This window comes from Proteiniclasticum ruminis DSM 24773 (genome assembly GCF_000701905.1).
Taxonomy (GTDB): domain Bacteria; phylum Bacillota; class Clostridia; order Clostridiales; family Clostridiaceae; genus Proteiniclasticum; species Proteiniclasticum ruminis.
On the sequence record NZ_JNKC01000001.1, the window covers coordinates 388,741 to 401,564 of the forward strand.

General features: G+C 39.8%; 13 protein-coding genes. 3 read left to right on the top strand and 10 right to left on the bottom strand.

The features are described from left to right. Nucleotides 1-66 precede the first annotated feature (66 nt). Nucleotides 67-1,701, bottom strand: a complete 1,635-nt coding sequence (hcp, locus tag T487_RS0101895; RefSeq protein ID WP_031573329.1) for a hydroxylamine reductase — start codon at nucleotides 1,699-1,701, stop codon at nucleotides 67-69. Between the two features lie 293 nt (nucleotides 1,702-1,994). On the opposite strand from hcp, the gene T487_RS0101900 reads away from it, so the two are divergent. Continuing rightward, complete coding sequence (locus T487_RS0101900; RefSeq protein ID WP_031573330.1) at nucleotides 1,995-2,663, top strand: Crp/Fnr family transcriptional regulator; 669 nt, start codon at nucleotides 1,995-1,997, stop codon at nucleotides 2,661-2,663. 73 nt (nucleotides 2,664-2,736) lie between these two features. On the opposite strand, the gene rho is transcribed toward T487_RS0101900, so the two are convergent. The 3 genes from rho to T487_RS15695 all read right to left on the bottom strand — a co-directional run bounded on the left by rho (nucleotide 2,737) and on the right by T487_RS15695 (nucleotide 6,737). Beyond that, nucleotides 2,737-4,188 carry a transcription termination factor Rho gene (gene rho, locus T487_RS0101905; RefSeq protein WP_031573332.1) on the bottom strand — a complete coding sequence of 484 codons (1,452 nt, stop codon included), beginning with the start codon at nucleotides 4,186-4,188 and terminating at the stop codon, nucleotides 2,737-2,739. Between the two features lie 295 nt (nucleotides 4,189-4,483). Further along, entirely contained in the window at nucleotides 4,484-6,100 is a 1,617-nt protein-coding gene (locus T487_RS0101910) for a CTP synthase (protein WP_031573334.1), read from the bottom strand. 202 nt (nucleotides 6,101-6,302) lie between these two features. Then, nucleotides 6,303-6,737 (bottom strand): YwiB family protein, encoded by a 435-nt coding sequence (locus tag T487_RS15695; RefSeq protein ID WP_051651429.1) that lies wholly within the window; start codon nucleotides 6,735-6,737, stop codon nucleotides 6,303-6,305. Nucleotides 6,738-6,948: 211 nt separating this feature from the next. Here T487_RS15695 and T487_RS0101920 point away from each other — a divergent pair, with 211 nt between their 5' ends. Next, nucleotides 6,949-8,100, top strand: coding sequence for an MGDG synthase family glycosyltransferase (locus T487_RS0101920; RefSeq protein WP_031573338.1), 1,152 nt, complete (start codon nucleotides 6,949-6,951; stop codon nucleotides 8,098-8,100). Nucleotides 8,101-8,168: 68 nt separating this feature from the next. On the opposite strand, the gene ispE is transcribed toward T487_RS0101920, so the two are convergent. From ispE to T487_RS0101950, 6 genes are all read right to left on the bottom strand, one after another. Continuing rightward, nucleotides 8,169-9,011, bottom strand: a complete 843-nt coding sequence (gene ispE / locus T487_RS0101925) for a 4-(cytidine 5'-diphospho)-2-C-methyl-D-erythritol kinase (protein ID WP_031573339.1) — start codon at nucleotides 9,009-9,011, stop codon at nucleotides 8,169-8,171. A 99-nt stretch (nucleotides 9,012-9,110) separates the two neighbouring features. Further along, the gene (locus T487_RS0101930; protein WP_031573341.1) at nucleotides 9,111-9,347 is read right to left on the bottom strand and encodes a Veg family protein; all 237 of its coding nucleotides are present in this window, start codon (nucleotides 9,345-9,347) and stop codon (nucleotides 9,111-9,113) included. A 194-nt stretch (nucleotides 9,348-9,541) separates the two neighbouring features. Further along, nucleotides 9,542-10,096 (bottom strand): Gx transporter family protein, encoded by a 555-nt coding sequence (locus T487_RS0101935; protein ID WP_031573344.1) that lies wholly within the window; start codon nucleotides 10,094-10,096, stop codon nucleotides 9,542-9,544. Continuing rightward, the gene (locus T487_RS0101940; RefSeq protein ID WP_074542578.1) at nucleotides 10,089-10,340 is read right to left on the bottom strand and encodes a NusG domain II-containing protein; all 252 of its coding nucleotides are present in this window, start codon (nucleotides 10,338-10,340) and stop codon (nucleotides 10,089-10,091) included. Before T487_RS0101940 ends, T487_RS0101935 begins: the two co-directional genes overlap by 8 nt. A 166-nt stretch (nucleotides 10,341-10,506) precedes the next feature. Then, nucleotides 10,507-11,769, bottom strand: coding sequence for an IS1380-like element ISEcp1 family transposase (locus tag T487_RS0101945; RefSeq protein ID WP_031573349.1), 1,263 nt, complete (start codon nucleotides 11,767-11,769; stop codon nucleotides 10,507-10,509). A 181-nt stretch (nucleotides 11,770-11,950) separates the two neighbouring features. Beyond that, the gene (locus T487_RS0101950; protein WP_051651431.1) at nucleotides 11,951-12,163 is read right to left on the bottom strand and encodes a hypothetical protein; all 213 of its coding nucleotides are present in this window, start codon (nucleotides 12,161-12,163) and stop codon (nucleotides 11,951-11,953) included. Nucleotides 12,164-12,355: 192 nt separating this feature from the next. Between T487_RS0101950 and T487_RS0101955 the strand changes: the two genes are divergently transcribed. Continuing rightward, the gene (locus tag T487_RS0101955; RefSeq protein ID WP_051651432.1) at nucleotides 12,356-12,817 is read left to right on the top strand and encodes an FMN-binding protein; all 462 of its coding nucleotides are present in this window, start codon (nucleotides 12,356-12,358) and stop codon (nucleotides 12,815-12,817) included. Nucleotides 12,818-12,824 lie beyond the last annotated feature (7 nt).

Genomic DNA, 12,824 nt, shown 5'->3' on the forward strand with positions numbered 1-12,824 from the left:
CATCAACTAGAAAACACCTGAAGGATTCATAAAAAGAATCTTCAGGTGTTTTATTATACCACTAAATTAGTTTGCCATGAAGAGCTCAATGTCTTCATCCACTTCTCCGATGGGTGCAATGCCGAATTTCTCAACCAGGACGTGAGCAACGTTTGGCGAAAGGAATGCTGGCAGTGTTGGTCCAAGGTGAATGTTCTTGACGCCGAGATGTAAGAGGGCAAGCAGAACAATGACCGCTTTCTGCTCGTACCAGGCGATATTGTATGCGATGGGAAGATCATTAAGACTGTCAAGTCCAAAGATTTCCTTGAGCTTCATTGCAATGACAACCAGGGAGTAAGAGTCATTACATTGTCCAGCATCAAGCACTCTAGGAATACCTCCGATATCTCCTAAAGGAAGTTTGTTGTATCTGTATTTTGCGCAGCCAGCAGTTAGAATCACAGCATCCTGTGGCAGCTTTTCCGCAAATTCAGTATAGTAGTTTCTCTGATTCATTCTGCCGTCGCAGCCTGCCATGACAACAAATTTACGGATGGCTCCACTCTTCACTGCATCCACGACTTTGTCTGCCAGTGCTACTACTTGAGCATGAGCAAATCCACCAACAATCTTACCTGTTTCAATTTCTGTTGGTGCTTCTAATGTTTTAGCAAGCTCTATAATCTCAGAGAAATCTTTGACACCCTCTGCATCTGCTTCGATATGCCCACAGCCTGGGTATCCTGATGCACCAGTTGTAAAGATACGGTTTCTAAGCTTCTCATTTCTTGGAGGTACAATACAGTTGGTCGTGAAGAGAATAGGTCCGTTGAAGGACTCGAACTCCTCGACCTGTTTCCACCATGCATTACCATAATTCCCTACAAAGTTGTCATACTTTTTGAACTCAGGATAGTAGTGGGCGGGAAGCATTTCACTATGTGTGTATACATCTACACCAGTTCCTCTTGTCTGCTCCAGGAGCTGCTTCAGATCTGTAAGATCATGTCCTGAAATCAGAATTGCAGGCCTGTTGCGGACACCGATATTCACCTCTGTAACTTCTGGATTCCCAAACATAGAGGTATTCGCATTATCAAGCAGAGCCATGGCCTGAACACCCAGTTCACCAGTTTTTAAAGTCAGTGCAACCAGGTCATCTACCCCTAGACTGTTGTCCAGAGTTGCTGCCAAAGCCTCATAGACAAATCCATAAATTTCATGATTCTCTTTCCCAATATTCAGCGCATGATGGGCATACGCCGCCATACCTTTTAATCCATATATAATCAGCTCTCTAAGAGATCTGACATCTTCATCTTTTGTGGAAAGAACACCAACTAAAGCTGCTTTTTTCAGCATGGAAGCACGATCAGTCACCTCAAAATTTATCGCATCGGATTTCACTTCCAGTTTTAAAGATGATTTCAGTTCTTCCCGATGGGAAATCATCTTTCTAATCTGCGCTTCAATGGCATCCTCATCAAAGTTCGCATTGGTGATGGTCATAAAAAGTGAATTGATGACTTCGTGATTGACTTTTGTCAGCATTGAAGCTTCCACACCACTTAAGACAACAGCCTGTGAAACTCCTTTTAGTGTATAGATCAGAAGATCTTGAAGATTTGCCACTTCAGGGCTTTTTCCACAAACACCGATGATTTCGCAGCCTGTACCGCGAGAGGCTTCCTGACACTGATAACAGAACATATTTGACATATTAAGTTCCTCCTGGCTTTCGCACGTTATATTTAAGTCCATACACTCCTATTTAAACTGTCTATTGGGGATGAGTACGGATTTCTTATCTCTACGTCATCGATTATAATAGAACAGCTGAATAAAAACTGTAACACCTGTTACACATTTAGATAAAAAACTAAAAATTAGTGCATGATAACATGAACAGTGTTTCTTGAAACCCCATCCGAGTGTTTCACTCTGAATTGTTCCCTTTCTAAAGATTTCAAGCTATACTATTAGAGTGCAGAAGATTGAAAAGAGGTATCGAAATGAAAGAATCCATAAAAAGTCTGCTGAAAAATGCACTTTTTAACGATATAGATGAGAAAGAACTACATAGAATTCTAAGCTTTGCCCGCTGCAGGGTAGAAGTCTATGAGAAGGACAGTCTGGTTGTTCAAGAAGGGGAATACTGCGACACCATAGGTTTCGTCCTGGAAGGAACACTCACCATTCAGCAATACGGACGAAGCGGTGATGCCCTTACCATCAACATCTTCCGTCACGGAGAATGTTTTGGTGCACCACTTCTATTCACCAAACAGGCAAAATATCCCTTTACTTTGCTCACCACTACAAAGAGCAAGGTCCTTTTTATTCCTTTTGAAGAGATGAGACATATGCTTGAATCAAGCAAAACATTCAACTTCAATTACCTTACGTTCCTCTCTACGCATATTTTTGTTTTAAAGAATAAAATTAAAATACTAGCTCACAACGATGTCCGTTCCAGATTGATGATCTATCTTGCTAAAGAAATGGAACATGCTGGAAGCACCCATTACAAAATGAGGCACAAAAAGACGGAAATCAGTGAGATTATAAAAGTTGCCCGACCTTCTGTGTCCAGAGAATTATCCAACATGGAAAAAGACGGACTTATTAAAATTGAAGGCACCCAAGTGACCATACTTGCAGAGGATGAGTTTCTGCTGTAGTTTTCTAAGCTTGTATTCCGCTGATAAGTAAAATAGCACCCGATACACCAATGCGTGTAAAGGATGCTGTTTTTTATTTGTTGAAAACCTGACTGATTTTAAGCGCCTCAATAAACTCTTCGTTTGTTACAGACTGACTCATCATTCTGATCAAGTCTTCAGTGACTCTATCCTGTGCTGAAATTGAGTTCATCTGTCTTCTGATATTCATAGACATTTCGTATTCATCCTGTGACAGAAGCGCCTTCTCTTTTCTCGTTCCAGATTTATAGATATCAATGGCTGGGAAGACTCTTCTTTCCTGGAGTCTCCTATCCAGATGAACTTCCATATTTCCGGTACCCTTGAATTCTTCAAAAATCATATCATCCATCCTGGATCCAGTTTCCACCAATGCAGTAGCAAGAATCGTAAGACTTCCGCCTTCCTCCATGTTTCGAGCTGCCCCAAAAAACTTCTTCGGCATAATCAGAGATGCAGGATCCAATCCCCCGGATAAGGTTCTTCCTGATGGAGTGACTGTCAGATTGTATGCTCTGGCAAGCCTTGTGATGGAATCCATAAGAATCACCACATCCTGTTTCTGTTCGACCATTCTCTTCGCACGCTCCAGAACCATTCTGGCGACTTTTGTATGATGCTCCGGTTCTTCGTCAAAAGTGGAGTAAATTACTTCACCATCGATGCTTCTTTGCATGTCCGTCACTTCTTCCGGGCGCTCATCAATAAGAAGAACGATGATTTTAATGGACGGATGGTTTTTCGCAACGTTTTGAGCAATCTTCTTAAGAATCGTTGTTTTACCTGCTTTTGGCGGAGCTACTATGAGCCCTCGCTGACCCTTGCCCATGGGTGCCATCAGATCTATGATTCTCATGGAAATGTCATTCTCACCGGGTGCTTCCAAGTGAATCCGCTCCTCGGGATATATGGGGGTCAGTTTTTCAAAATAAGGTCTTCCTATAGATTTTTCAGGATTTTCTCCATTGATCTTCTCAATAAATGTGAGTCCTGCAAATTTTTCACCTTCTCTTGCATACCTGGCATACCCTTTGACCTCATCACCTGTTCTTAAATCAAATCTCCTGATTTGTGGAGGAGACACATAGACATCATCGGTGCTTGAAAGATAATTTGTTCCTCTTAAAAAACCAAAATTATTTGTTTCCAGTATTTCGATGACGCCACGAATATCATACTCATTGCTGTATTTGACTCTTCGTCCACTCTCTGACCGGTGTATTTCCCTTGTGCTTGCACTTTTATTAAAATGCGTTTCTTGACCTTTTTCATCCTCAGAAAGATCCTCTGTGTTTTCTGAAGTTTGCATAGGCTGCTCTTTCTTTGTCTCTTCCAGAGCTTCCTCTTGGTTCTTCTCGTTGTTTTGTCCATAATACTCTTCCAATAAAGCGATCAGCTCATTTTTTCTGTACTTCTGATAACTCTTTATTTGAGCATCTTTAGCAAGCTCACGAAGCTCAGTCAGCTTCAGCTCATGGAACCTGTCTGTTTCAGTAACAGTCATCGGCATGCCCTCCTTTTATTATTCTATTTCTATGATTGTGCAAATTGTTTTGAAATCTATGCGAAGATGAAGATGTATCATTTATATTAACTGTTTTATCTGTCCAAATATAATATCAGGAAACTTACTAGAATAAGCACAGAACTTGTAAGATCATTCATGTAGATACTGAACTGACATCGTCGATCCCTTCTCCATTTATTGAGCGATGGGCGCATGTCATGATACATCTCATTATAACAGATGTTTGCCAATGAAAAAACAGCACTCCTGCTGGAATGCTGTTTCCATTCATCTATCTTCGATTTATACTATCATGTTTCAAAGAATGTTCGACGAATGATGCAAATAGTGGATGGGGACGATTGGGTCTGCTCTTCAGTTCAGGATGGTATTGAACTGCCACAAACCAGTCAAGTTGAGGAATCTCAACAATCTCCACTAAATTCTTCTGTGGATTTTTACCACTGAATTTCATTCCTGCTTTTTCAAACTCTTCCACGAAATAATTATTGAACTCAAACCGATGCCTGTGCCGTTCTGAAATGAACTCCTCTCCATATGCTTCATAAGCCTTAGAAGACTTCTCAACCTTCGCTTCATACTTTCCAAGCCTCATGGTTCCGCCCAACCCTTGAATATCCTTCTGTTCCTCCATGAGATCTATCACAGGGTATTTGCCATCAGGAACAAACTCAGTGCTGTGTGCTCCCTCATAACCAAGGACATTTCTCGCAAACTCTATCACAGCAGCTTGCATGCCAAGACATATCCCCAAGAAAGGTATGTTGTTTTCTCTTGCATAAGTAATGGCCTCGATTTTCCCTTCGACACCCCTTTCCCCAAATCCACCCGGGACGAGTATTCCATCCACATCATCAAAGATCTCCTGCACCCGGTCTCTTCTGACTTCCATGGCGCTGATCCATTTGATACGAACCTCCGCGTCATGAACAAGTCCTCCATGGGACAGAGCTTCCACTACAGAAAGATAGGCATCATGCAGTTCCACATATTTGCCTACTAATCCAATGGTTACATACTTTTTAGGCTTCTTGATTTTTTCCACCATGTTTTCCCATTCTGTATTATTTGGTTCATCACAGGAAAGGTTCAGTTTTTTACAAACAATGGCATCCAATCCTTCTTTGTAAAGCAGAAGTGGAACCTCATATAATGTATCCGCATCCAGGTTTTCAATGACCGCTTCTTCTTCCACATTGCAGAAGAGACCAATCTTTCTTTTGAGTTCAGATGGTATCTTCTTCTCTGATCGGCACACAATAAGATCAGGCTGAATACCGATGCTTCGAAGCTCTTTCACACTGTGCTGTGTTGGTTTCGTCTTCAGTTCTCCAGCTTTTCCTAAAAACGGAACCAGTGTTACATGAATGAAGAGCACATTATTTGCACCTGCATCATATTTCATCTGTCTGATGGCCTCCAGAAACGGAAGAGACTCTATATCTCCCACCGTCCCCCCTATCTCGGTGATGACTATATCCACATCGTCCCGTGCAGCATCTTTTATTTTCTCTTTGATTTCTGATGTGATATGAGGAATCACTTGAACAGTTCCCCCCAGATAGTCGCCGCGACGCTCTTTAGAAATAACACTGTGATAGATCCGCCCCGTGGTGACATTACTGTTTAGCGAAAGACTCTCATCAATAAATCTTTCATAATGTCCCAAATCTAAGTCAGTCTCAGCACCATCCTCTGTCACAAACACTTCACCATGCTGATAAGGACTCATGGTGCCAGGATCCACATTAAGATATGGATCAAACTTCTGAAGGGTTACTTTCAAACCTCTGTTTTTCAGAAGACGCCCCAATGACGCAGCAGTGATCCCTTTGCCCAGAGATGAAACCACACCACCAGTGACAAAAATAAATTTGCTCTTTTTCATAAAAATACCTCCAAAGATGTTGACAACAAATCCACCTTTGGTATAATAAGAATTACCCCTTATTGATAACATAGGCTTTTTGTGTCTTTTTGTACAATAAATATAAAAATAATGATAGCATAGTTTTTGTTCCCATGCTACCATTATTTTTGTATTTATTTTTTTATTTTACAAACATACCCTTTTCCAAATATACGTCATATCATGACAGACTCGGATGTTCCTGACCGATTTTCTCAATCACATGGATTATCATTTCATTCTGTTCAAAAGGATCCCCGGCAATCTCCAGCTTATACCGTATATAAATAAGCATTCGCCTTCCTTCTTTCGATATACTCACTTCTTCCGTCTCCAAAACCATGGACATGGAGCCAACTTCCATTTTATACACAAATCTGTCTCGATGGTTTTCCCTGAAAACCATGGTCGCCTGAATATTTCCAGATCGCACCAGCGTGATCTCTTTATCCCCCACTTCAATCTGAGTATGGACTCCTTCCATCCCCGTGAGTGCACTTTCATCGTAGGATAACCTATCTACTCCCCCAGCCTTTTCATGGTATCCCCAATAGACCACCTCTATCGGTTCTTCATTCGCCCTGCTGTTCTTCACTTCAATCTTCACTCTCTTCACGATTTCACCTCAAGTCATTTCTTCAGTATAAGGTTTTTTTAAGAATCAACACCCTGTTTTTAACATGACATTAATATTTATATTATAAACTAAAATAGAATTGTTACCACAAAAAGTCTTCAATATTCAAAATCTATGTGGATGTGGTAAAATAAACTATCCAAGTCAAATAACTACCCTGAAGATCAGATACAACTGGATGAGGTGTACCATGAGAGCTTTAATTCTTTCTGTTTCCACCGGCGGAGGCCATGCCAAAGCCGCAGAAGCAATCAAAGAATCCATTATGAAAAACGAACCCCAATCAGAGGTTCAAATCATTGATACAATAAAATACATCAGCCCGTTTCTTGATAAAATTGTTGTGGGAACTTACCTGAAGAGCATTCGGTACTATCCCTCTTTTTTCAAGTTCTTATATAAGCATTCAGATGAAGAGGGCCGATTCACAAAATCATCTACCATCGGGAATGATTATCTCACAAATAAACTCTACCCTACCATTGTTGATTTTGAACCAGATATCCTGATAGCAACCCACGCATTCACAGCCCAGATTCTATCAATATTGAGGAAGAAGTTTCAATGGCATAAACCATCCCTTGTTGTGATGACAGATTACGCTTCTCACGCTTTCTGGGTTCACAGAAATGTGGATGCTTATATTGTTTCCAATGAGGATATGATCGAAGAGCTTGCATTGCGTGGACGGGATAAAAATCAGATATATCCCTACGGAATCCCCATCTCCGAAAAATTCTTGAATATCAGTGACAGAGAGAGTATTCTTTCAAAATACAACCTAAGTCAGGACAAGAAGATTATCACAATCATGGGCGGAAGTTTAGGCATCGGCAACATCGAGGAAATACTGAATGAAATCCTAAAAATTAAGAAACCATATCAGATTATTGTTCTGACAGGAAAAAATGAGAAGCTCTATGAGAAGATGTCCGAACTCCAGACCCGATGCGACCACTGCCTCACCCCTCTTGAATACTGCGAAGAGATGAATGATATCCTCAGCATCACAGATCTACTCATCACCAAACCAGGTGGTCTGACCCTTACAGAAAGTTTTATCACAGGAACACCGCTGGCCATCTATTCTGCAATACCAGGCCACGAAGTACAGAATGCCGATTACCTGATTAGACATGGTTTAGCAGTGGATCTTGGCACAGGTGAGCACTGCGGTCCTCTGATCGAGAACTTGCTTGAAGACGGCTCTTTTCTGCAATCGATGAAAGAGAAATCTAAAACCAACGCAAAACCCTTAGCAGCCCAACACATCTTTGAATTATGCAAAGAGCTTATTGAAGAGAAGTCTTTGCTCATGGATACAAAACGGATTGATTTATAGCTTCAAGATGAAAGAGTAGGAAGCAAGTTGCTTTCCTACTCTTTCATTTTGCTTCATGTGCTGAACACTCAAATAGTCTCTGTCAGAATCACTTCATTTCCATTCTTTTTCAACTCATCCATAGCACGAACAGCCGTCTCTCTATCCTCATAGATCCCATAAACCGTAGGCCCACTGCCACTCATTAAAGTGACTTTCGCTCCCGTCTTCACAACTCTCTGCTTGATGCTCTTGATCACAGGGTAAGACTGTATCACAACATTCTCCAGGAGATTTCTGGAGTAATAGTGCACCCCATTCAAATCACCTTTAGCAAGAGAATCTATCAGCTTCTTTGTTTCCACATGTCTTTTGATCTTTTCCAGGTTAAAGGCACCATAAGCATCTTTTGTTGATACTCCGAAGGGAGGTTTCACCAAAACAACCACATGACCACCAAAGGACTTAAGTTTTGTGATTCGTTCTCCCACCCCTTCACATAAAGCAGTCCCTCCCTCAATGCAGTACGGCACATCCGCGCCCAATTTCAATCCTAAAGCCATGAGCTCTTCATGGGAGAACCCTAAAGCAAACATCGCATTCATCCCCTTAAGCACAGCTGCAGCGTCGGTGCTTCCACCCGCCAGCCCAGCTGCCACAGGAATGTTCTTGTTGATATGAATATGAATTCCTGACTGAAGCCCAGTTTCTTCCATGATGAGTTTTGCAGCTTTGTATGCAATATTTCTCTCATCTACAGGCACATAAGACTTATCACAGGAAAGAGTAATCCCAGACTTCTTTTCTGTAAGAATCACTTCATCATGAAGATCCACAGTTTGCATGATCATCTCCAGAAGATGATATCCATCCTCTCTTTTACCCACAATGTCCAGAGACAGATTAATTTTCGCATATGCTTTTAAAATCAACTATTACACCTACTTTTCCCAATATAGACTCTATTATGGCAAATTCTTCGAAAATATGCAAAAAAAAGAAGCGCCAGCATCCGCCAGCACCTTTACATACTAATTCTTGTATGACAGAGTCACAGTTTTTGTGAGCACATCAGAATAACTGAATGAAACGCACCCCTTAGACTCATTGTCTAACCGGACTACGAAAATACTAGGGTAAACCTGCTCAATGGTCCCCGTACTCTCATACATTTTACGTCTCCCCACATTGGCTTTCAGCTTCACATCGCGTCCTACATTCTTCTCGATTTCTTTTCGAATGTCGGTAATATTCTTTAAATATTCCATATAAACACCTACTTCCATATATGATTATACAGAAAATTTATTCAAATGTCAAATCCATAACTTTTTATATTAGCACCAGAAATATCCATTGTCAATAGTTCATGTAAAGTTTCCTTTTGATTCATACTATCTTTACATATAGAACCAGGAAACGAAAAAGTCGATTGCACTTTACGCACAATCGACCCTCTTTTCTATGACTCTTTCGTGAAGATTTCCCAGTCTTTCAACTGACTGATTTTCTTCACTGCAGTAATTTTGGACATATGATAAATGATAAAATTCGCTGCGATACCGATAAAGATTCCAGTCCCGATACCAATGAACGTCAGAACAGGGAGATACATCATCACAGACCAATTATTCACGATCATCGAAGCTACAACAAGCTGCCCTATATTATGGCTTACTGCTCCAGCACCGCTGACACCGATGATTGTTACCTTCTTCTTGAATAAATTCTTCACTGCAGCCATGGCCAGAAGGCTTAAAAAACCTCCACTGATACTATATAAAAATGAGGAAAGCGTGCCCCCAAACATAGTCGCGAGAACAACCCTCAACCCCACCACAAGAACAGTGGATTTAAACCCTAAAATATAGAGCGAGATAATTGTAAAAATATTTGCCAGGCCAAGCTTCGCCCCAGGGATGCCTATGGGTAGAGGAATCATCCCTTCTATCACATGGAGCACCAGCGCTTGCGCAACAATGAGTGAAATAAAAATCATTTTCGTTGTCTTAGTCATGGTTGTCACTTTTAAACCCTGTGATGATGTCTTCGTCATCCTCTTGAGGTTCTTCTCCCTTTACTTCAATTACAATTCGATTAGGCAGGCAAACAATAGTCTCACCAGGTCTGGAAATATATTCTGGAGAATAGCACACTTTGTCAGGACAGTCCGCTTCATACATTCCTACTTTTTCATCAACAATCTCCACAATATTGACACCTAAATTCCACGTGTGTTTTTTATTAGCTTCAAAAATCACTATTTCACGAAGAATTTAGACTGCTTCTCACACATTGTAATATTATTTACAACCACCTTTCAATCATTTTTGATAAATCATTGATTTCATCTTTGCTGCAATGATACTTAATAAACTCTGCAAGTTATCCACAGAGCAACACTCAATTTTATTGATGATATTCTTATTATACCAGACATTTTTCATACACTCCCTTGTACGGATAGTTTTCCGACAACTTCATGATTACATATCTTGCGGTTTTGATTATTTTTGCTGCAAGAAATACATACTTCAAACGAAAGGTCTTTATTTGCTGTCTGTATTCTGAAGAGTCCAAGGAATCAAACTTGAACAACAAAAATAGGTTATATGAAAGCATCATCATTTGAAACACGGCTTCATTCGCCCAAAATGACTTTAGCAAGAGATGACCCACCGCCATGTCGTATTTGGCTTCTTTGATATAGTTTTCAGCATTACCACGCTTTTCATAGTATATAACTACTTTTTCAGAAAGCAAGGTAGTATTTGTTACAAAGAAAAAGTAGTCGTATTCGGAACCTTCTAAAAGTGATAATTGTGCTCTTTCTTTTTCTGGTTTCAGTACGCGAGATACGACAAATCTTCTGTCTTTTTCCCATTTAACTAATTTTCTATACAGTTCTGTAGTTTCTCTACCTTCTTCTCCTTTAACGAATACAATTGATGAATTCGTTGCTTGTGAGGTGAGTGTAGAATAACTTTTGGCTTTAATTAAATATTTGCATCCAAGAGATTCTATCGTTTCGATAATTTTTTCATCAAAGTAGCCACTATCCATTCGAAATAAAATTTCTAAATCGTCTGATTTGATGTTAGCAACAATTTCTTTGATCATTTCCGCAGCACCGTTTGCAGTGTAAGTATTGCCACTTCTTACAAATCCGGTAACATATGCTTTTAATTCGTCGCAAAATGCAAATTGGATATTGTAGCATCGGTTTCCCAGTTTCTTAGGATTATATCCTTTTGACGCACCTTCTTGATGACCTTCTACGTTAATTACACTACTATCAATATCAATCGTAATGGATGTCAATTTACTTTTAGTGAGCAGTTTTTTAAAGACTTTAAAATTAATGTCTCTAAACATTTGGGTTGTCTTGAAGTTGAAGTTTCCTAGAAACCGTGACACTGTTTCAGGTTCTTTTACGGAAATATCAAACTCGTTGACGAGGGGATCATTTTGAAGTAGCTTTAGACGTTCTAACTTATCAATGCCAATGAAGTGACCGCAGAGCATGGTCTTTATATGATTCATCTTGATTTTATTTGTTGAGTCATTATCAAATACGAGGTCATTTTCAATAAAATCAAAAATCCCATTGCTTTTTGCATTCTCAAGGAGCAGAAAAAGACCTGCATTTGATGTTAGATTCTTAGCTTTGAAATCAATTTTATTAATCATAATTAGAACCCCTTTTTACTACTTTTCTTACTATTATTTTACCATATATCGAGTCATAAAAGCTGATAATTTAACATATTTTTGAGCACTTTTCTTTCACCCAATGGGTGAAAGCTGAATTTCGAAGGAACGCATATTTATCAAGGCTTTGATTATGCTTTTTGAAGTACTGACGTAGAATCTAGGTGACACCTAAATCTGTTTCAATACGAACTTCATCTCTACCAGTATGTCCTGTCAACTGAACTCTTTCATAGAATTCTCCCTGAACTTTAATTTCCACATAATACCCATCTGTAGCCGATCTTGTATTTAGAGTGAATATCAATGCCGGAATAAATGAAGCAAGTACAAATATTCCAATGATAATCACATCCCATTTTTTCACTTTCATCGTAACGCCCCCCTTGCACTGTATCCCAAAAATATATTATATCAGATATCAGTTCTCCTGTGAATGAAATCAGGTTAACTTTGATAAAAAAGTCACATTCAGTGAAACTGAACACAAAATCATAAAACAAATTGCATAAAATTTAAAATTCAGTTATGATAATAAAAGAATCCAATTTATGGAGGGATCTATTTGAAAAAAATAATATTCTCTATCACCCTGCTGGCCCTTCTAACACTATTCTTGTCCGCTTGCGCTGTAGAACCCGCTTCTCCATTGCAGAACGGTTCTTACTCTGTCACTTTTGATGATTTTGACTCCACTGGATGGAAAGCATATCTCGTACTGTACGTGAAAGACCAGAAAATCGAGAATGTGGAGTATGATTACATAGGTTCCTCCGCAAACGGAGGTATACTGAAATCCGAAGACTCCTCCTACGCAGAAGCAATGTTCTCTGTTGCAGGAACCAAACCGGAACTCTATATCCGTCAGTTGGTGGAGAGCCTTTTAACTCATCAGGATCCGGACAAGATAGAAACCGTATCCGGCGCCACCACTTCCACCAAAGACTTCAAGAGATTCGCAGAGTTCGCTATTGAAGCAGCAAAAAAAGGGGATACATCACCCATTATAGTCTCTCAAAATGAGTAAAGTAAGC

Bases quoted from the DNA above. Each gene is read 5' to 3' on its own strand.
- T487_RS0101935 (WP_031573344.1), bottom strand. From the start codon at position 10,096: ATGACTAAGACAACGAAAATGATTTTTATTTCACTCATTGTTGCGCAA.
- T487_RS0101900 (WP_031573330.1), top strand. From the start codon at position 1,995: ATGAAAGAATCCATAAAAAGTCTGCTGAAAAATGCACTTTTTAACGAT.
- hcp (WP_031573329.1), bottom strand. From the start codon at position 1,701: ATGTCAAATATGTTCTGTTATCAGTGTCAGGAAGCCTCTCGCGGTACA.
- rho (WP_031573332.1), bottom strand. From the start codon at position 4,188: ATGACTGTTACTGAAACAGACAGGTTCCATGAGCTGAAGCTGACTGAG.
- T487_RS0101930 (WP_031573341.1), bottom strand. From the start codon at position 9,347: ATGGAATATTTAAAGAATATTACCGACATTCGAAAAGAAATCGAGAAG.
- T487_RS0101950 (WP_051651431.1), bottom strand. From the start codon at position 12,163: ATGAAAGTGAAAAAATGGGATGTGATTATCATTGGAATATTTGTACTT.
- T487_RS0101910 (WP_031573334.1), bottom strand. From the start codon at position 6,100: ATGAAAAAGAGCAAATTTATTTTTGTCACTGGTGGTGTGGTTTCATCT.
- T487_RS0101920 (WP_031573338.1), top strand. From the start codon at position 6,949: ATGAGAGCTTTAATTCTTTCTGTTTCCACCGGCGGAGGCCATGCCAAA.
- T487_RS0101945 (WP_031573349.1), bottom strand. From the start codon at position 11,769: ATGATTAATAAAATTGATTTCAAAGCTAAGAATCTAACATCAAATGCA.